The sequence below is a fragment of the Streptococcus oralis subsp. tigurinus genome, assembly GCF_002093575.1.
Classification (GTDB): Bacteria; Bacillota; Bacilli; order Lactobacillales; family Streptococcaceae; genus Streptococcus; species Streptococcus oralis_CH.
Map to the genome: position 1 here is coordinate 60,884 of NZ_LNVH01000010.1, position 19,938 is coordinate 80,821.

Sequence of the window (19,938 nt, forward strand, 5' to 3'; positions counted from 1 at the left end):
ACCAAATATACAGGAAAGGACGGGGCATGAAACTCTCTCATATTTTAACAGGCTTACTTCTACTCCTGGTCTTTCTCTCCATTAGTATTGGAACCAGTGATTTTTCGTGGGAAAAGCTCTTTGCTTTTGACCAGCAAACCTGGCTTCTCTTTCAAGAGTCGCGTCTTCCAAGAACCATCAGTATTCTCCTTGCAGCCTCCAGTATGAGCATGGCAGGACTCCTCATGCAGACCATTACCCAAAATCAATTTGCTGCTCCGAGTACAGTTGGAACGACAGAAGCAGCCAAACTGGGAATGGTGTTGAGCCTCTTTGTCTTTCCGTCTGCGAGTCTGACCCAAAAGATGCTCTTTGCTTTTGGCTCATCCATTTTATTTACCCTCTTCTTCCTGGCCTTTATGACTATTTTTTCTATAAAGGAAAGGTGGATGTTGCCCTTGATTGGGATCATCTATAGTGGGATTATCGGTTCTATCACAGAAGTTATCGCCTATCGTTTCAATCTGGTTCAGAGTATGACGGCCTGGACCCAGGGCTCCTTCTCCATGATTCAGACCCATCAGTATGAGTGGCTCTTCTTAGGCCTCATTATCCTGATAGCCGTTTGGAAATTATCCCAAACCTTCACCATCATGAATCTGGGCAAGGAAACCAGTGAGAGTTTGGGGATTTCTTACTCCCTACTTGAAAAGCTGGCCCTCTTTCTAGTGGCGCTAACGACAAGTGTCACCATGATTACCGTGGGTGCCTTGCCTTTTCTCGGGGTCATCGTTCCCAATCTGGTCCGCAAGCGCTATGGAGATAATCTGAGCCAAACCAAACTCATCGTCGCTCTGGTCGGAGCCAATCTGGTTCTGGCCTGCGATATCCTCTCTCGAGTCTTGATTCGGCCCTATGAGCTGTCTGTCAGTCTCATTCTAGGAATCATCGGTAGTCTCGTCTTTATCCTACTTCTATGGAGAGGGGGACAAAAAGATGCAGTTTAAAAGCAAACATACCAAGCTCTTCTGCCTTCTCATTATTCTGGCCATCGGAGCTTGTCTCCTCTACTTTTGGCCCATCACTAACCTGTCTGCCTTTGCCTGGAAGCTGCGTTCCCAAAAAATCATCGTTTATCTCTTGGTAGCCATCGCGACAGGGATTTCGACCATTAGTTTTCAAACCCTGACGGAAAATCGCTTTCTGACACCAAGTATTTTGGGAATCGAATCCTTCTATGTCTTGCTACAGACCCTGCTACTGATATTTGAAAGCAAATTTCTACAACTTGGAAAGTCTCCTATCTTAGAATTTCTAGTCTTGCTTCTGCTTCAATCCCTCTTCTTTCTCGCCTTACAAGGTTACTTGAAGACGCTGATGAAGCAAAATTTGGTTTTCATTCTGCTAATCTGCCTAGCCCTGGGAAGTCTCTTTCGAAATATCAGTACCTTCCTCCAAGTCCTGATGGATCCAAATGAATACGATAAACTGCAGAACAGTCTCTTTGCCTCCTTTCAGCATCTCAACACTTCCATCCTAGCCATCGGTTCTCTGATCATCCTTGCCTTGACAATCTTTTTCTTTCGAAAAGCAGTTGTTCTAGATGTCTTGCACCTGCAAAGAGAAACGGCCCAGATCCTGGGACTCGATGTTGAAAAAGAACAGAGAGAACTCCTCTGGGGCATCGTGCTCTTGACCTCAACAGCCACTGCCTTGGTAGGGCCTATGGCCTTCTTCGGCTTTATGCTAGCCAATCTTACCTACCTGATTGTCAAAGATTATCGGCACAAGTTGCTCTTTATCGTAGTCATTCTGATTGGATTTATTAGTTTGACCTTGGGGCAAGCCCTCATCGAACGAGTCTTTGCTTTGGAAATTCGCATCAGCATGATCATCGAGAGTGTGGGTGGTCTCTTATTCTTTATCTTACTTTACAGGAGGGCCCGTCGGTGAAACTGGAAAACATTGACAAATCCATTCAAAAACAGGATATTTTGCAAGACATTTCGCTTGAAGTCAGTCCTCAGAAACTGACAGCCTTCATTGGTCCAAATGGTGCTGGAAAATCAACTCTTCTCTCCATCATGAGCAGACTGACCAAGAAAGATCAGGGAATTCTCAGTATCAAAGGCCGTGAAATCGAGAGCTGGAATTCGCAAGAACTGGCCAAAGAGCTCACCATCCTAAAGCAGAAGATCAATTACCAAGCCAAATTGACTGTAGAAGAATTGGTCAGCTTTGGACGTTTTCCCTACAGTCGAGGTAGACTGAGAGCAGAGGACTGGGAAAAAATCCGAGAAACTTTGGACTATCTGGAACTGACCAACTTAAAAGACCGCTACATCGATAGTCTGTCTGGTGGGCAGCTCCAACGTGTCTTTATCGCCATGGTACTGGCCCAGGATACAGACTTTATCTTGCTGGACGAACCGCTCAACAACCTCGATATCAAGCAAAGCGTCAGCATGATGCAGATCCTTCGGCGACTAGTGGAGGAACTTGGCAAAACCATTATCATCGTCCTCCACGATATCAACATGGCCAGCCAGTATGCGGATGAAATTGTTGCCTTCAAGGACGGTCAAGTCTTTTGCAAGGGAACGACTGCTCAAATCATGCAGGCTGACCTGCTCAGTAAACTCTATGAGATTCCCATCACGTTGGCTGATATCAATGGCAAAAAGATCTGTATCTATAGCTAGCTATTCTGAACTCATGTTAGAGAATCCTCTGTCTCTTAGCTAACAAGCCTATCTAAGAGACCCCTACATCGTTATCACATTTTAAAAAGGAGAAATCATGAAAACATCCCTTAAACTTTATCTCACAGCCCTAGCGGCTAGCTTCTTGCTCCTACTTGGTGCATGTAGTACAAATACAAACTCAAGCACTAGTAAGACGGAGTCAAGTAGCTCTGCTCCAACAGAGGTAACCATTAAAAGTTCACTAGACGAGGTCAAACTTTCAAAGGTTCCTGAAAAGATTGTGACCTTTGACCTCGGTGCTGCGGATACTATTCGCGCTTTAGGATTTGAAAAGAATATCGTCGGAATGCCTACAAAAACTGTGCCGACTTACCTAAAAGATCTTGCGGGAAATGTCAACAATGTGGGTTCCATGGTTGAGCCAGACCTAGAAGCCATTGCTGCTCTTGAACCAGATTTGATTATCGCTTCTCCACGTACCCAAAAATTCGTAGACAAGTTCAAAGAAATCGCTCCAACAGTCCTCTTCCAAGCAAGCAAGGACGACTACTGGACTTCTACCAAGGCTAACATCGAATCTCTAGCAAGCGCCTTTGGTGAAACTGGCACACAGAAAGCCAAGGAAGAATTGGCAAACCTGGATAAGAGCATCCAAGAAGTCGCCACTAAGAATGAAAGCTCTGACAAAAAAGCCCTTGCTATCCTCCTCAATGAAGGAAAAATGGCTGCCTTTGGTGCCCAATCTCGTTTCTCTTTCTTGTACCAAACCTTGAAATTCAAACCAACTGATACTCAATTTGAAGACTCTCGTCATGGCCAGGAAGTCAGCTTTGAAAGTGTCAAAGAAATCAATCCTGACATCCTCTTTGTCATCAACCGTACCCTTGCCATCGGTGGAGATAACTCTAGCAACGATGGCGTCCTAGAAAATGCCCTCATCGCTGAAACTCCTGCTGCTAAAAATGGAAAAATTATCCAACTAACACCAGACCTCTGGTATCTAAGCGGTGGTGGTCTTGAATCAACTAAACTCATGATTGAAGACGCTCAAAAAGCTTTGAAATAAACAAGAAAACCCAACATCAGGTGATGTTGGGTTATTTTTTTTCTTGATTTCGTCTGAGGGAAAAGTGGTCTGGGACAGGATCTTTTCCTATTGGCGACCAAGGATGGCATCGGAAAATTCGAGCCAGGCCCATCAAAACACCCTTGAAGCCATGTTTTTCAATAGCCTGAATCATGTAGTTGGAACAAGTCGGCTCAAAGCGACATGAGGGCGGAAAGGATGGCGAGATAAAACGCTGGTAAAAGCGCACAGGCGCTATTAAGATTCGTTTCATTATTTCTTGGTTACAGCCATGGTGTGTAGTTGGCTGATTTCTTTTTTATTAAGACGACGGGCTTCACCTGGACGGAGACCAGTCAAGTCTAGGTGCCCGAAACGTGTCCGAGACAACTTATCCACTTGAAGGCCGACGGCTTCAAACATCTTTTTAACCTGATGGTTGCGTCCTTCATGGATAGTCAACTGCACTACTGAGCGATTTTTAACTGGATCCACTTTGAGAATCTCATATACAGCTGGCTTAGTTTTCTTGCCATCAATCTCAAGACCACGGGTCAAGGGGCGGAGATTATCCTTATTGGCCACACCTTTAACACGCGCGACATAGACTTTGTCAATCTCATTACGGGGGTGAATCATTTCATCCGTAAAGTCCCCATCATTGGTCAAAATCAAGACACCTGATGTATCCCAGTCCAAACGTCCCACAGGGTAAATGCGTTCCTTGACATTGGGCAAGAGGTCCACAACAGTCTTGCGGCCCTTGTCATCTGTCACACTAGAAATCACTCCACGTGGTTTGTTAAGCAGATAGTAGACCTTTTCTTCGTTGTAGATTGGTTGACCTTCCACTTCGACCTTGTCGCCTGACTTAATAGTCGTTGCGAGTTCACGCACCACTTGGCCGTTGACCGTCACCAAGCCTTGCTTGATCAGCTCCTCTGCTTTTCTCCTACTGGCCACACCTGCGTGGGCAATATATTTATTGATTCTCATCTTCTTCTATCCTTTCACCAAATAATTGGCTTTCTTGCGCTTGAATCTCAAGCTCATCAATCACTGGCAATTCTTCCAAATGATTGATTCCCATGTAATCTAAGAAATAATCCGTAGTCACATAGAGATTGGGACGACCCAACACCTCTTTTTTCCCGTCTTCTCGTATCAAGTCAAAGGCCTGCAACTTTGCCAAGGCCCCACTCGAGTTGACTCCACGGATAGCATCGATTTCTATCCGCGTAATCGGCTGCTTGTAGGCAATGATGGACAAGGTCTCAAGGGCTGCCCGAGATAAACTCTGGTTAATGGGCGCCTTGGAGTATTCCTTCAAAATCGCTGCAAATTGAGGCTTGGTGACCAATCTGTATGCGCCACCTGTCTCGATCAGGGACAAGCTCGAACCTTGGTCTTTTTCATACTTCTGGGCTAATTTTTCTAAACTCTGTTGGATGCCTGTCGGGGGAAGTGATAGGAGTTCAGCCAACTGGCGAACTCGAATCCCATCTTCACCTGCTACAAACAAGAGCGCTTCTATTTCTGCTAAAGTACTCATCTTTCCTCTCTATCAAGTCGAGCTTTGTGCCTCTTGATTTTCTTCCTTCTTTTCCATAAGATAGATATCTCCGAAACTCTCCTCTTGCACGAGGATCAATTCCTGGGTTTTGATTAACTCTAAGGTCGCCAAAAAGAGGGTGATAACCTCTTGAACATTCTGGGCTTCCTTGAACAAATCCTGCAAACGCAACTGGTCTCGTCCAGTCAAGGACTCTTTTACGATGACCATCATGTCCTCAATCTTATACTCATCTCGCAAGATAGTTGTATGATTCTGAGCAAATTCCTCTTTTTTCTTGGCTAGGATATTTGAAAAAGCCAAAAAAAGGTCAATAGTCGTCTTGTCATGCACAAGCTCCGCATCCTCGTAAATCAACTCTGTTGGCGCTTTGGAATAGTACTGGGCCCGATCTTGGTGCTTAGCCTCCAAGTGCTCACCCAAGAGCTTGAACTTGCGGTATTCTTCGATTTGGGAGAGAAGGTCCTGCTCTAGGTCATCCTCCAAGTCTGTCACTTCAGCTACCTTTGGCAAGAGCTTGCGACTCTTGATCAGCATGAGCTGACTGGCCATGACCATGTACTCACCAGTCACTTCCAGACGCATGGCCTGCAGAGTTGAGACATAGGCTAGATACTGTTCGATAACTTCTGTAATGGGCACATCGTAAATATCCATCTGGTACTTTGAGACTAGGTGCAAGAGCAGATCCAGGGGCCCTTCAAAATCTTTTAATTTAATATCCATTATCTATATTTTTCTAAGGTCAGGACTGTTTTTAATCCTAGTTTTTTTGCAATTTCGTACAAATCGACCTTCTCTTCTATCTGTCTTAGAATGAACTGTTCCCGCAAGGCTTGAGCGGATAAGGTTGGGAAACCTTTCTCCTTGACAAAGGACTCCAGCTGACGAAAGGCCCACTGACGAGAATAGGCTTTCCCTCCCCTTTCAAAGAGATAGGTCTGCCCCATCAAGAGTTCCAATTCTGGAATCAAGGTCGTGGGTATGGTGACAATCCTCTGTTGGGAAGCCTTGTTAATTCGCAGTACCTGAAAATCCAGATTGATATCTGCAACCTTAAGGGCTAAAATCTCACTTGGCAAGAGCCCTATTTCCAAGATAAGAAGCGCCAGCAAGCGTCCTTCTGGATAATTACTTTCCTGCCAAAAAGAGTCTAAATTTAGAATCTCTGGTTTTTCAGTCTTCTTTTCAGCTTTTTTGGCTAATTCCAGACGGTAAAAGCTGTCCACTTCTCCTTTTCGATAGAGAAAGTAGAGAAATTGGTTACAGGCCGAAAGTTTTCTCTTCTGGGCGCTGATTTTTAGATTGGCTAGCTGGCCTTGGTAAATCTTGAGACTAGTTTCAGAGATCCGCTCACCTACAATGTCTAAAAATTGCTCCAAATCATACTTATAGGACTGCTTTGAATTGGCAGACAAGCCCTGTTTTTCCTCTAAAAAGACTGAAATCCTATCTCTCATTTGCATCGAATCTCATATTCCTTACTAAAGTCATGCAAGAGGGCATTGACGGCCTTGAGGATAGATTTGCGCGTGATAATTCCTTGAAAAATCCCTTCGTCATCTACCACTGGCAAGAAGGGTTCATCTACCAGTTTATGGAGGACCTCTGTGATGTTATAGTCTGGAGCGACAACTGCCACATCTGTCTTGGTCATATTGACGATATCTATCGTTGCCATCTGCTCATCCGTCAAACCTTGCTCCATTTGATAAGCCAAAATGTCTCTCAGACCAATGGTTCCGACAAAGCGTTTGTCAAAGGTCACAACAGGGATACGGGTATAGGTAATTTGACTCAACACTAAAATCGCATGGTCAGCGTTATGGGTATCGATCAAGGCTGCTAGATTCTCAGCAGGGGTAAGAAATGTCTCTTCCTGCTCCAATAAAAATGCTTCAAATTCCTTGGCAATCATCGAGCGAACTCCTTGGACAAGCCTGGATAAACCTCATGATCACGTGTCAAAAAGTCCACTTTGAAATAGCTGTCATCAATCTCTACACGGGCATAGAGGCATTCTCTGATGGTTCCTCTTGGTTGGCTGATGGAGCCTGGATTTAAAAAGAGTGTTTTGCCTTCCATCCAAGCATTTGGCACATGCAAGTGACCATAGAGACAGATATCGGCATCTTCTTCCTGAGCCCAGTAGTCCAACTTTTGAAAGTTGAAATTGATGTCAAACAAGTGTCCATGGGTCTGGATGATCTTGGTGGGACCAAGTTGAGTTACCAAACGTTCTGGGTAGCCAGCATAAAAGTCCATGTTTCCTTTAACGACATGGATGCCTTCCCAGAGCGGAGAGTCTGGACGGAGTTCTGAGTCACCATCGTGAAAAATGGCATCAACTTTCCCAAGATAGCGGTCACGAATTTCTTCCACAATCAAGCTATCTCCATGAGAGTCACTCATTACAATGATGGTTTGCTTTGCCATGATGGAAATACCTCCAAAAGTTTCTTAACGGCTAAGGCACGGTGGGATTGGCTATTTTTTTCTTCAAGGGTTAATTCAGCCGCTGACTTGCCTGTCTCTCCCACAAGGAATAGGGGATCATAACCAAAGCCATTCTCCCCCTTTGGTTCAAAATTGATATAACCTGGCCAGTCAGCTTCAACCACCAAGCTTTCCTTGTTTGGACTAGCTACGACTAGGGTTGTATGGAATTGAGCCGAGCGGTCCTTGAGGTCAAAGACCATGGCCAATTCGTGCAAGAGTTTGGCATTGTTTTCACGGTCGGTTGCTCCTACACCTGCAAAACGAGCTGACCAGACACCTGGCAAGCCACCAAGGACATCGACTTTGAGACCTGAGTCATCTGCTAGCACCATCTTTCCTGTTAATTGGGAAATAGTTCCTGCCTTCAGGCGAGCATTTTCTTCAAAGGTCATACCTGTTTCAGCTACTTCAGGCAGATCTGGATAGTCATTGAGATTTTCCACATCGTAGCCTAACTTGTCAAAGATAGCTCGGAATTCCTTGGTCTTGCCTTCGTTACGAGTCGCAATGAGCAGAGTTTCTCTGACCTTGTTAGTCTCAAAGAAGTCTTCTACATCGACTCCTTCTTTAGGCAATTCGACATGCAAAAGCTTTCCATTTTCAACCAAGAGCAGAGCTCCCTGACGTTGGATGACTTCTAGATTGCGGCCTGCTTCGGCATTTAAAATCTCAACGATAAAGGAGAGCAGACGGAAGTTAGAAGACCAGCGCATCACCGTGATCGTAATTGGAAAGCCATTTTCCTCATCACGAAAAATCCGCGCTAAATCCATAAAATCAAGCTCGAGAGGATCTTTGATAAGGCTATAGATGCCTCCATAGACATCCCAGACACCGACATACCAGTCCTGGTCATCCTTGTATTCATAAATTTTGTTTGTCATAAAGTTACATGCTCCACATGAATCTCTTTTTCCAGCCATTCTGCTCCAATCTGGGCAAAACTTTGGCTATTGGCTGTTGTGTAAAAACGATGTTGAAGAGGTCCCGCATCTCGGCTACGATTGATTTCAAAATAGTTCAGCAAAACCGAGATATCCCGTACACACTCTGCCCCACTATCGATGAGCTGAACCTTCGGTCCCATGACATTTTGGATGATGGGGCGAAGGAGTGGGTAATGGGTACAACCCAAAATCAGGCTATCCACCTTTCCAACCAAGGGACGCAGAGTTTCATAGACCACTTTCTTGGTGACACTGGTTGACAGGGCACCAGACTCCACCAAGGGGGCAAACTTGGGACAGGCCAAACTCTCCACCTGTAAGTCCGGATCCAGATCATGGATTTTTTGACGATAGATGTCTGATTGGACCGTCATGGGTGTTCCAATGACCCCGATTTTCCCACCTTGACTGGACTTGATAGCTGCCGAAGCTCCTGGCAAAATCACACCTAAGACAGGAATGTCTAGTTGGGCCTTGATTTCTTCCCAGACGACCGCAGTCGCAGTATTGCAAGCAATGACAATCATCTTGACATCCTTGGTCAAGAGAAAGTTGACCAACTGCCAAGTATATTCACGGATTTGCTCAGCAGGACGGGGACCATAGGGCGCCCGTGCCGAATCTCCAATATAGACGATTTCTTCATGGGGAAGCTGGCGCATGAGCTCACGCACAACAGTCAAGCCCCCGACACCCGAATCCAAAAAACCAATTGGTCGATTATCCATACAGTCTTCTTTCTAGTCTTTTTTCTGATTGATAGTTCATCATGATTACTCGTCCTAAATGAAGGGATAGACAGCTTGATAGAATGGCAACTGCCTCTCTCTTAATCATAATCAAATATCAATAGAATGCAAGGAAAAAGTCTTATCCTTGAGAACTATTGAACATAGTGAGAAGTCTGGAACTTTCATCCCAGACTTTTCCTATTTATTTCTTTTTATTGTTAGCAAGGGCTGCTTTTTGTTGGCGGATGATTTGGTGGTAAACTTGTTGTACCTTGGCTTCGCTTGGTTTTTGACCATTTGCACTCAAGAGAGCACGAACCGCCTCAGCGTTCAAACGTGGGTTGTCTGCAAATTCTTTTTCGATTTGCTTACGAACCAAGTACATCCCTCCAAGAGCTCCTCCTAGAAAAGCTAGCACAATCAAGATAATTGCTAAAAGTAAATCCATTCTTTTTCTCCTGTTTCTTTTTGAGTCTTCTATATTATACCATAAAGTGACTTTCCTGACTAGTTTGTTTTACGCTTTCACGAAGGGCAGTAGGTGATAAAAAAGGAGCCCTGCATTTCAATGAAAGAGAGCTCCTTGCTGTATTTATTTTACATAAATAGCTAGTGTTTGATAAGGTTTCAGAAGAATTTTTTCTGATACTTCTACATCTTCATAGTTTGAAATCAGAATCTGTCCATTTTGGTAGGCTACTGGTAGCTCAATTTCTACTTCTTTAGCATAAAAGTTATTGAGGACCAGTAACTTTTCATCCTCATACTGACGTTCAAAAGCATAGACTTGCTTGCTGTCTTCAAAGGCTGGTTTGTAGCTTCCTTCTGAAATGATCGGCATTTCCTTACGAAGTCGAATCAAGTCTTGGTAGAAGGTGAAAATTGGGCCTTGGATTTCATTTTCTACATTAATGTGAGGGTAGGATTTTCCTGCCTTCAGCCATGGAGTCCCTTTTGAGAAACCAGCATTTTCTGAAGCATCCCACTGCATGGGAATACGTGAATTATCACGTGACTTGGCCTGAATAATCTGGAAAGCTTCTTGCTCACTTTTCCCTTCTTTTAAGAGTATCTGATAAGCATTGATGGACTCGACATCCACATAGTCAGCCATAGAATCATAGTCTGGGTCAATCATTCCGATTTCCTCACCCATGTAGATATAAGGTGTCCCGCGTGACAGGTGTATGCTGGCCGCTAACATTGTTGCCCCTTCCTTGCGGAAATGTTGAATATCAACAAAACGATTTAATGCTCGTGGTTGGTCGTGATTGTTCCAAAAGAGGGCGCTCCAGCCGTTTTTGTCACTCATTTCCTTGCCCCAGCTATGATAAAGACTTTTCAACTCTTCGAAATCAAAGGGCGCCAAAGTCCACTTCTGCCCATCCTTGTAGTCCACCTTGAGATGATGGAAATTAAAGGTCATGGATAATTCTTGACGGTCAGGAGAAGAATAGAGGACACAGTTTTCCATGGTTGTAGAGGACATTTCCCCAACTGTCATAAAACTATCATCGGATCCAAAAGTGGCTTGGTTCATCATGCGCAAATAGTCATGAACGATGGGCTTATCTGTGTAAGCTGGCTTTCCTTCATTTTCAGGACAATCCACTAAGACCTCATCCTTGCCAATCAAATTGATCACATCAAATCGGAAACCTTTGACTCCCTTGTCGCGCCAGAAATTAACAACTGTAAAAAGCTCCTTGCGGACATTGGGATTGCGCCAATTAAGGTCAGCCTGGGTTTCATCAAAGAGGTGGAGGTAATATTTCCCAGTATCCCCGAAAGGCGCCCAGGCAGAGCCGCCAAACTTAGACTGCCAGTCTGTCGGTTGGTCTTGGATGAAGAAAAAGTCTTGGTAGTACTGGTCGCCAGCTAGGGCTTTCTGAAACCATTCGTGTTCTGTCGAACAATGATTGAGCACCATGTCCAGCATAAAATCAATCTTATGCTCCTTACCAACACGCACCATTTCCTCAAAATCAGCCATATCACCAAAAAGAGGATCCACTGCCATATAATCTGAAATATCGTAACCATTATCCCGTTGAGGGCTTGGGTAGAACGGATTGAGCCAGACCATATCCACGCCCAGTTTAGCTAGATAGGGGATTTTTTCAATAATTCCACGGAAATCCCCAATACCATTTCCAGTGGTATCTTTGTATGATTTTGGATAGATTTGATAGACTACTTTTCCTTTATCAAGTGTCATCTATTTCTCCTTTTCTGATAAAAGGGAGGAACTGATGTTCCTTCCCTGTTTGCGCTATTTTAATTAGATTCGTGTAGCTACCATGAGAGCTTCTCCAGCTTGGATAGTTGTTGGATAAGTTCCAGTGATAGTCGCTGTATAAGCATCTTGGTTAGTGATAATAACTGGAGTTTCTGTTACGAGACCCGCAGCTTTAATGACATCCATATCAAAACGAATCAATTTCTGACCTACTGTGACGTGGTCTCCTTGGGCTACGAGACTTTCAAAACCTTTACCATCAAGACCAACTGTATCCATACCGATATGAATGAGCAATTCCACCCCCTCATCAGAGACAATACCGATGGCATGCTTGGTAGGGAAAAGAACTGTCACTGTCCCATTGACTGGAGAAGTCAACTCACCTTGGCTTGGTTCAATGACTAGACCTTGTCCCATGACACCTGATGCAAAAACTGGATCTGTTGCTTGACTCAATTCTTTTACTTGACCAGCAAGCGGGCTGACAATTTCTATTGGGGCAAGGGTTACTGGTTCATGACTGACAAATTCTGCCTCTTCTTGGGCAACGAATTCTGCCTGTAAGGTTGTATCGTCCTCTGTCTTTGTAAATAGACCGACTTTGCGGAAGAAGAAAGTCAAGAGCATTGGTACAACAATAGCAACTAGCATGGTTCCTGCAAACGGCAGCATGTATTGAGGTTGAATAGAGAGGATACCTGGCAAACCACCGATACCGATAGAAGCCGCCGTTACATTGAAAGTAACGGACAACATGCCGGCAAGGGCTGAACCGATCATCCCAGCTACAAATGGATAGATGTATTTGACATTGACCCCAAAGAGGGCTGGTTCTGTAACACCGAGATAGGCTGAAATGGTTGCAGGAAGTGACACCTGAGCCTCACGCTCATCATGGCGATGCATGAAATAATAGGCAAATACGGCTGAACCTTGGGCAATATTTGAAAGAGCAATCATTGGCCATAGGGCAGTTCCGCCGGCATCCGCAATCAATTGTGTGTCGATGGCATTGGTCATATGGTGCAAACCAGTGATGACAAATGGAGCGTAGAGGGCACCAAAAATCGCACCGAAGAGCCATTTAACGGGACCAGTCAAACCTGCCAATACAACTGCTGAAAGTCCTTGACCAATTGTCCAACCGATTGGCCCCAAGACAGTGTGAGCCAAAATCAAAGCTGGAATCAATGACAAGAAAGGCACAAAAATCATGGAAATGACTTCTGGGATATGCTTGCGCCAGAAAATTTCAAGATAAGACAGACTCAAACCTGCCAGTAATGCTGGAATAACTTGGGCTTGATAACCGATACGATTAACAGTAAAGTAGCCAAAATTCCAAACCCAGTTTGCCGCAATTTCTGATGCAGGTGTTGAAGCTACTGCATAGGCATTGAGCAACTGAGGTGAAACCAAACAGATCCCGAGAACAATCCCCAAGATTTGGCTGGTTCCCATCTTACGAGAAACAGACCAGGTAATCCCTACTGGCAAGAACTGGAAGATCGCTTCACCAGGCAGCCAGAGGAAGTGATTGACTCCTGCCCAAAACTGAGAGGATTCTGTGATAGTCTTGCCATCCAACATCGACCAATGCACACCTTCCAAGACATTACGGAAACCGAGGATTAGTCCTCCGACAATCAAGGCTGGAATAATCGGTGTAAAGATTTCTGCTAGAGTGGTCATGACACGTTGGACCAGGTTTTGATTACTCTTAGCTGCGGACTTGGCTGCTTCTTTGGAGACACCCTCAATGCCTGAAACAGCTGTAAAATCATTATAAAAAATCGGCACGTCATTCCCGATAATCACCTGAAATTGACCCGCGTTGGTAAAGGTCCCTTTGACGGCTGGAATCGACTCGATAGCCTTAACATTGGCCTTCTTTTCGTCACCGAGAACAAAGCGCATCCGCGTTGCACAGTGGGTTACGGCAGTGACATTCTCCTTACCTCCGATCGCTTGAAGCAGATCTTTGGCTTCTTGTTCAAATTTTCCCATTTGATTCTCCTTATACTTGTCAAAGCAAGTTTTATTTGATAAGACTATTGTAAACGATACCAAACTTGTATGCAACTTGTTCGTTGTAAAAAGAGGATATTTTTGTACATTTTCTAGCACTTGTATGGTAAAATAGATACAAGTTTGTATAGAATAAAATTCAAAACCTATTTAAGGAAGCAAGATGAAGAAATACCAACAATTATTTAAGCAAATCCAAAAAACCATTCAAAACGAGACTTACGCTGTCGGAGATTTCCTCCCCAGCGAGTACGAACTCATGAATCAGTATCAGGTGAGCCGTGACACCGTTCGAAAAGCTCTGTCCCTCCTCCAAGAAGAAGGATTAATCAAAAAGATAAGGGGGCAAGGTTCTCAAGTCGTCAAAGAAGAAACGGTCAATTTCCCTGTCTCTAACCTAACTAGCTACCAAGAACTGGTTCAAGAACTTGGACTTCGCTCTAAAACCAATGTGGTCAGTCTGGATAAGATCATTATCGATAAAAAATCCTCACTGATAACCGGCTTTCCAGAGTTTCGGATGGTGTGGAAGGTAGTCCGCCAGCGTGTGGTGGATGACCTGGTATCGGTTCTGGATACGGACTATCTGGATATGGAACTAATCCCAAATCTCACTCGGCAAATTGCTGAGCAGTCTATCTACTCGTATATAGAGGACGACCTCAAACTCCATATTGATTATGCTCAGAAAGAAATTACTATTGACCACACGGGTGACCGAGACAAGATTCTCATGGACATTGGCAAAGACCCTTATGTTGTTTCAATCAAGTCAAAAGTCTATCTCCAAGACGGGCGCCAGTTTCAGTTCACCGAAAGTCGCCATAAATTAGAAAAATTTCACTTTGTTGACTTTGCCAAAAGACATCCGAAATAAACACCTACAGTTGGGAATACTCTCAACTGTTTTTTAGTAGTAAATAAAGGAGTTGAGAGTTGGAAAAGAGTGACTGCTTGCTACTTATTCTACTATTTTAAGAAAAAGCAATCTCAAATATGTCTCTTGCTAAAAAGCTATTGACAAATGCTAGGCGACCATTAGAATGGGAGGGGAGGAGATAAATAGAAACAAAACAAAATAAACGAAACTGCTTCATAAAATGTAAGCGGTTTTAAATGCACAAAGGAGGGTTTTATGAAAAAACACTTTTGGGAGAAATCCTGTCGCTATAGCATCCGCAAGCTGACGGTTGGGACTGCTTCTGTTTTACTGGGAGCTATTTTTCTAGTCAACCACACTGTAGCCGCAGACAGTGTTGAGGTCAAGCAAACTGAACCAACCTCTGTCGAAACTATCACTAAGCCTGATAGTGAACCCAAAGCAGCTGAAGCTACTGAAACTACAAAACCATCTCTAGCAGAAAGTCCAGTAGTTTCCGAAAGCAAGCCAGCTGAGGAGACTCCGAAGACAAATAGTCAAGCTAGTGAAGAAGCCATTGTAGAAGCTAAAGAAAATAAGGAACCTGAAAAAGCAGATCAGCCTGTGACAAAACAAGAAAACTATCAACTCAACTACAATCAGCCAACAGCTCCCTCCTATGATGGATGGGAAAAGCAAGCCCTCCCTGTCGGAAATGGAGAGATGGGAGCCAAGGTTTTCGGTCTCATCGGGGAAGAGAGAATCCAGTACAACGAAAAGACCCTCTGGTCAGGAGAACCACAGCCCGATAGCACCGACTATAACGGAGGAAACTACAAGGAACGCTACAAGGTCTTAGCAGAGATACGCAAAGCCCTCGAAGCTGGTGACCGCCAAAAAGCTAAACAGTTAGCTGAACAAAATCTAGTCGGACCAAACAATGCCCAGTATGGACGTTACCTAGCCTTTGGAGATATCTTCATGGTCTTTAATAACCATAAGAAAGGACTAGATACTGTAACTGATTATCATCGTGGTTTGGATATCACAGAAGCCACTACGACCACTTCTTACACCCAAGATGGGACAACCTTCAAACGCGAAACCTTCTCCAGCTATCCTGATGATGTCACTGTGACCCACTTGACCAAAAAAGGAAACAAGACACTTGACTTTACCCTTTGGAACAGTTTGACAGAAGACTTGCTTGCTAATGGAAATTACTCTTGGGAATATTCCAACTATAAGAATGGTCATGTCACTACAGATGCAAACGGAATCCTTCTAAAGGGAACTGTCAAAGATAACGGTCTCAAATTTGCATCCTATCTAGGAATTAAAACGGATGGAAAGGTGACTGTTCAGAACGAAACTCTGACCGTTACAGGCGCAAGTTATGCGACCCTCTATCTCAGTGCCAAGACTAACTTTGCTCAAAATCCAAAAACAAACTATCGAAAAGACATTGACCTCGAAAAAACGGTTAAAGGGATTGTAGAAGCAGCTAAGGCCAAAGACTACGAAATACTTAAGCAAGACCATATCAAGGATTATCAAAGTCTCTTTAATCGCGTCAAACTAAATCTAGGTGGAAGCAAGACTGCTCAAACGACAAAAGAAGCCCTTCAAAGCTATAACCCTAGCAAAGGGCAAAAGCTAGAAGAACTCTTCTTCCAATACGGACGTTATCTACTCATCAGCTCGTCTCGTGATCGGACAGATGCCCTTCCTGCCAACCTACAAGGAGTCTGGAATGCTGTAGACAATCCACCTTGGAACGCTGATTACCACCTCAATGTCAACTTGCAAATGAACTATTGGCCTGCCTATATGAGCAATCTGGCTGAAACAGCCAAGCCAATGATCAATTACATTGACGACATGCGCTACTATGGTCGTATCGCTGCCAAAGAATATGCTGGCATCGAATCCAAAGACGGACAAGAAAATGGTTGGCTGGTCCACACCCAGGCGACACCATTTGGCTGGACTACTCCAGGCTGGAATTACTACTGGGGTTGGTCTCCGGCCGCTAACGCCTGGATGATGCAGAATGTCTATGACTACTATAAGTTCACCAAGGATGAGACTTATCTCAAAGAAAAGATTTATCCTATGTTGAAAGAAACTGCTAAGTTCTGGAACTCCTTCTTACACTACGACCATGCCAGTGACCGTTGGGTGTCTTCTCCATCCTACTCACCAGAACACGGGACCATCACCATCGGAAACACCTTTGACCAATCGCTAGTCTGGCAATTATTCCACGACTACATGGAAGTCGCCAACCATCTGAATGTCGACCAAGACTTAGTCACAGAGGTCAAGGCTAAATTTGACAAACTCAAACCGCTTCATATCAACAAAGAGGGCCGTATCAAAGAATGGTATGAGGAGGACAGTCCACAATTCACCAACGAAGGCATTGAAAACAACCACCGCCACGTTTCCCATCTAGTTGGTCTCTTCCCAGGTACGCTCTTTAGCAAGGACCAGGCTGAATATCTAGAGGCTGCGCGTGCTACCCTCAACCACCGTGGAGATGGTGGTACTGGTTGGTCTAAGGCCAATAAAATCAATCTCTGGGCTCGTTTGCTGGACGGTAACCGCGCCCATCGCTTACTCGCTGAACAGCTTAAGTATTCAACCCTAGAAAACCTTTGGGATACGCACGCGCCTTTCCAAATCGACGGCAACTTTGGAGCAACCAGTGGGATGGCAGAAATGCTCCTCCAATCTCATACTGGCTATATTGCGCCATTGCCAGCCCTTCCTGACGCTTGGAAGGACGGTCAGGTTTCTGGCTTGGTTGCCCGTGGAAACTTTGAAGTCAGCATGAAGTGGAAAGATAAAAACCTGCAAAGCTTGTCCTTCCTTTCAAATGTCGGTGGAGACCTAATTGTAGACTATCCAAATATCGAAGCCAGCCAAATCAAGGTCAATGGCAAACCAGTCAAGGCAACGATCCTTAAAGATAATCGTATCCAGCTTGCAACACAAAAAGGTGACGTCATTACCTTTGAACACTTCCCTGGTCGTGTAACCAGTCTGACAGCCGTTCGACAAAATGGAGTCACTGCCGAACTCACCTTTAACCAAGTAGAAGGCGCTACCCACTATGTCATCCAAAGACAAGTGAAAGACGAAACTGGCCAAACCTCTGCGACCAGAGAATTTGTAACCAATCAAACCCACTTTATTGACCGATCACTCAATCCTCAACATGCCTACACCTATACTGTCAAGGCTATGCTGGGCGAACTTGCCACACAAGTGTCTGAACATGCTACTGTCGAAACCTATAGCGAGTTGATGGACGACCGAGATAGTCGCATCCAGTACGGAGCTGCCTTTGGAAACTGGGCAGACTCAGAATTGTTTGGAGGAACAGAGAAATTTGCTGACCTTTCAAAAGGAGACTACACAGACGAAGACCTCACTGCCACCATTCCTTTTAATGGTGTTGGTATCGAAATCCATGGACTAAAATCGTCTGAACTAGGTCTTGCTACTGCTAAAATTGATGGCAAAGAGATCGGCGAACTTGATTTCCACACTGCTGGGGCAACTGAAAAAGGCAGCCTCATCGGCCGCTTCACAGGATTGTCAGACGGGCCTCATACATTGACTCTTAGCGTTAAACGTGAGCACAAAGGACGTGGTAGTGAGCGCTCGAAAATTTCATTAGACTACTTCAAGATCCTAGCAGGAGCAGGCAATACGATTGAAAAAATGGATGATCGTGATTCGCGTATCCAGTATGGTCCCCAGTTTAAGGACTGGTCTGACCCTGAACTCTACGGAGGCACGGAAAAGTACGCTGATATTAACAACAGCGACTCTAGTGCAGCTTCAGAAGCTCAGGCAACTATTTCCTTTACAGGGACAGGTATTCGTATCTATGGTTTGAAGAGCCTTGCCCTTGGACGAGCACGTGTTACACTAGATGGCAAAGAAATGCCAAATCTAGACTTCTACACTTCAGGCGCAACTGAAAAGAGAGCCTTTATTGGCGAATTTACAAATCTTACTGACGGTCCGCACACCCTGACATTACAAGTTGACCCAGATTCGCCAGAAGGTCGCAAGAAAATCTCTCTAGACTCCTTTGATATCATCAAAGCCCCTGCTGTTGGTATAGATAGCCCGAGCATCGCGCCTCTTAAGGAAAATGACAAAACCATTTCCTTAAGCCTACCATCCAGAGATTGGGAAGCCATCGCAGTGACCTTCCCAGGTGTCAAAGATCCTCTAGTCTTACGCAAGGTGGATGAAACGCATCTGGTTACAAGTGGAGATCAGACTATCCTATCAATCCAAGACAATCAAGTTCAAATCCCAATTCCTGACGAAACCAATCGCAAAGCTGGAAATGCCATTGAAGCTTATACCATTCAAGGAAATACCACAAGTAGCCCTATCGTAGCCGTCTTTACTAAAAAAGATGAAAAGAAAGTTGACGAGAAGCAGCCAACTACAAACAAGGGGGATGAACCAGCTCCTACTGTCGAGAAACCTGAGTACACTGAGCCTATCGGGACTGCAGGGCAAGAAGTGCCACCTACTGTAGAAATTCCTGAGTACACTGAACCTATCGGAACAGCAGGTCAAGAGGAAGCTCCTACTGTTGAAAAACCTGAATACACTAAACCTATTGGGACTAGCGGGGATCAGACCGCTCCAACCCTTAGCCTTCCTGACTATCCAGTTCAAGTCTTGAAAGATAAGGAGACTGGAGTAGAAATCATCGGTGGAGCCAGCGACTTAGAAGGAATTTCTCACGTTTCTGGCCGACGTGTCCTAGCTCAAGAACTCTTTGGCAAGACCTATGATGCTTACGATCTACAGCTTAAAAATCCAACCAATAATAGCTTGCAGCCAAAAGGCTCTGTCTTGGTTCGCTTGCCTATTTCAACTAACGTAGAAAAGGTCTACTATATTACTCCGACCAAGGAGTTGCAAGCCCTTGATTTCACCGTTCGAGACGGAAAGGTAGAATTCATCACTAATCATTTCAGTACCTATGCTGTCGTCTATCAAGTTGCTGGAACAACCCCTAGTACAGATGAAAAACCAAGTGCTTCAGATACAGAAACCTTAGCACACGAGGCTGAACAACTTTCAGCTAGTCCGAGCCTTGCTAAAACTGGAAATCATTCTCCTAAAGAAGAACTTCCAGCAACAGGAGAAGCGTCCAACCCACTCCTATTCTTAGCAGGCCTCAGCCTAGCCCTCACAGCCACTTTTATGTTAAAAGGAAGAAAGGATAACTCCAACTAACCTTTAAGCACACAAAAACAGGATGAAGA

18 protein-coding genes are annotated in these 19,938 nt (G+C 44.5%); 6 read left to right on the forward strand and 12 right to left on the reverse strand.

Annotation, left to right across the window (positions count from 1 at the left end):
• The first annotated feature begins 26 nt into the window (after positions 1–26).
• From ATE37_RS10115 to ATE37_RS10130, 4 genes are all read left to right on the forward strand, one after another.
• Positions 27–986, forward strand: coding sequence for an ABC transporter permease (locus ATE37_RS10115; RefSeq protein WP_084868923.1), 960 nt, complete (start codon positions 27–29; stop codon positions 984–986).
• The gene (locus ATE37_RS10120; protein WP_084868924.1) at positions 976–1,932 is read left to right on the forward strand and encodes an iron chelate uptake ABC transporter family permease subunit; all 957 of its coding nucleotides are present in this window, start codon (positions 976–978) and stop codon (positions 1,930–1,932) included. The genes ATE37_RS10115 and ATE37_RS10120 overlap by 11 nt, the downstream gene beginning before the upstream one ends.
• Entirely contained in the window at positions 1,929–2,681 is a 753-nt protein-coding gene (locus tag ATE37_RS10125; RefSeq protein WP_084868925.1) for an iron ABC transporter ATP-binding protein, read from the forward strand. Before ATE37_RS10120 ends, ATE37_RS10125 begins: the two co-directional genes overlap by 4 nt.
• 97 nt (positions 2,682–2,778) lie before the next feature.
• The gene (locus ATE37_RS10130) at positions 2,779–3,750 is read left to right on the forward strand and encodes a siderophore ABC transporter substrate-binding protein (RefSeq protein ID WP_044020250.1); all 972 of its coding nucleotides are present in this window, start codon (positions 2,779–2,781) and stop codon (positions 3,748–3,750) included.
• A 31-nt stretch (positions 3,751–3,781) separates the two neighbouring features.
• On the opposite strand, the gene yidD is transcribed toward ATE37_RS10130, so the two are convergent.
• From yidD to treP, 12 genes are all read right to left on the reverse strand, one after another.
• Positions 3,782–4,024 (reverse strand): membrane protein insertion efficiency factor YidD, encoded by a 243-nt coding sequence (gene yidD / locus ATE37_RS10135; RefSeq protein WP_084868926.1) that lies wholly within the window; start codon positions 4,022–4,024, stop codon positions 3,782–3,784.
• Entirely contained in the window at positions 4,024–4,746 is a 723-nt protein-coding gene (locus ATE37_RS10140; protein ID WP_007519228.1) for a pseudouridine synthase, read from the reverse strand. The genes yidD and ATE37_RS10140 overlap by 1 nt, the downstream gene beginning before the upstream one ends.
• Positions 4,733–5,302 carry an SMC-Scp complex subunit ScpB gene (scpB, locus tag ATE37_RS10145; protein ID WP_007522312.1) on the reverse strand — a complete coding sequence of 190 codons (570 nt, stop codon included), beginning with the start codon at positions 5,300–5,302 and terminating at the stop codon, positions 4,733–4,735. Before scpB ends, ATE37_RS10140 begins: the two co-directional genes overlap by 14 nt.
• 12 nt (positions 5,303–5,314) lie before the next feature.
• On the reverse strand, positions 5,315–6,049 hold the full coding sequence (locus ATE37_RS10150) for a segregation/condensation protein A (RefSeq protein WP_084868927.1): 735 nt from the start codon (positions 6,047–6,049) through the stop codon (positions 5,315–5,317).
• Complete coding sequence (gene xerD, locus ATE37_RS10155) at positions 6,049–6,783, reverse strand: site-specific tyrosine recombinase XerD (RefSeq protein ID WP_342585762.1); 735 nt, start codon at positions 6,781–6,783, stop codon at positions 6,049–6,051. The genes ATE37_RS10150 and xerD overlap by 1 nt, the downstream gene beginning before the upstream one ends.
• The gene (gene cbpB / locus ATE37_RS10160) at positions 6,780–7,241 is read right to left on the reverse strand and encodes a cyclic-di-AMP-binding protein CbpB (RefSeq protein WP_084868929.1); all 462 of its coding nucleotides are present in this window, start codon (positions 7,239–7,241) and stop codon (positions 6,780–6,782) included. The genes xerD and cbpB overlap by 4 nt, the downstream gene beginning before the upstream one ends.
• The gene (locus tag ATE37_RS10165) at positions 7,238–7,759 is read right to left on the reverse strand and encodes a metallophosphoesterase (RefSeq protein WP_001118939.1); all 522 of its coding nucleotides are present in this window, start codon (positions 7,757–7,759) and stop codon (positions 7,238–7,240) included. The genes cbpB and ATE37_RS10165 overlap by 4 nt, the downstream gene beginning before the upstream one ends.
• The gene (locus ATE37_RS10170; RefSeq protein WP_428835839.1) at positions 7,735–8,745 is read right to left on the reverse strand and encodes a nucleoside-triphosphate diphosphatase; all 1,011 of its coding nucleotides are present in this window, start codon (positions 8,743–8,745) and stop codon (positions 7,735–7,737) included. The genes ATE37_RS10165 and ATE37_RS10170 overlap by 25 nt, the downstream gene beginning before the upstream one ends.
• On the reverse strand, positions 8,703–9,497 hold the full coding sequence (racE, locus tag ATE37_RS10175) for a glutamate racemase (protein WP_000370379.1): 795 nt from the start codon (positions 9,495–9,497) through the stop codon (positions 8,703–8,705). The genes ATE37_RS10170 and racE overlap by 43 nt, the downstream gene beginning before the upstream one ends.
• 205 nt (positions 9,498–9,702) lie before the next feature.
• The gene (locus tag ATE37_RS10180) at positions 9,703–9,948 is read right to left on the reverse strand and encodes a YneF family protein (RefSeq protein ID WP_000364980.1); all 246 of its coding nucleotides are present in this window, start codon (positions 9,946–9,948) and stop codon (positions 9,703–9,705) included.
• Positions 9,949–10,092: 144 nt separating this feature from the next.
• The gene (treC, locus tag ATE37_RS10185; RefSeq protein WP_084868931.1) at positions 10,093–11,718 is read right to left on the reverse strand and encodes an alpha,alpha-phosphotrehalase; all 1,626 of its coding nucleotides are present in this window, start codon (positions 11,716–11,718) and stop codon (positions 10,093–10,095) included.
• 63 nt (positions 11,719–11,781) lie between these two features.
• Positions 11,782–13,749: a PTS system trehalose-specific EIIBC component gene (gene treP, locus ATE37_RS10190; protein ID WP_180382797.1), complete on the reverse strand. Its 1,968-nt coding sequence runs from the start codon at positions 13,747–13,749 to the stop codon at positions 11,782–11,784.
• A gap of 184 nt (positions 13,750–13,933) precedes the next feature.
• On the opposite strand from treP, the gene treR reads away from it, so the two are divergent.
• Both treR and ATE37_RS10200 read left to right on the forward strand, forming a co-directional pair.
• Positions 13,934–14,647, forward strand: a complete 714-nt coding sequence (gene treR, locus ATE37_RS10195; RefSeq protein ID WP_084868933.1) for a trehalose operon repressor — start codon at positions 13,934–13,936, stop codon at positions 14,645–14,647.
• A gap of 258 nt (positions 14,648–14,905) precedes the next feature.
• Positions 14,906–19,909 carry an SIALI-17 repeat-containing surface protein gene (locus ATE37_RS10200; RefSeq protein WP_084868934.1) on the forward strand — a complete coding sequence of 1,668 codons (5,004 nt, stop codon included), beginning with the start codon at positions 14,906–14,908 and terminating at the stop codon, positions 19,907–19,909.
• Positions 19,910–19,938: the final 29 nt, after the last annotated feature.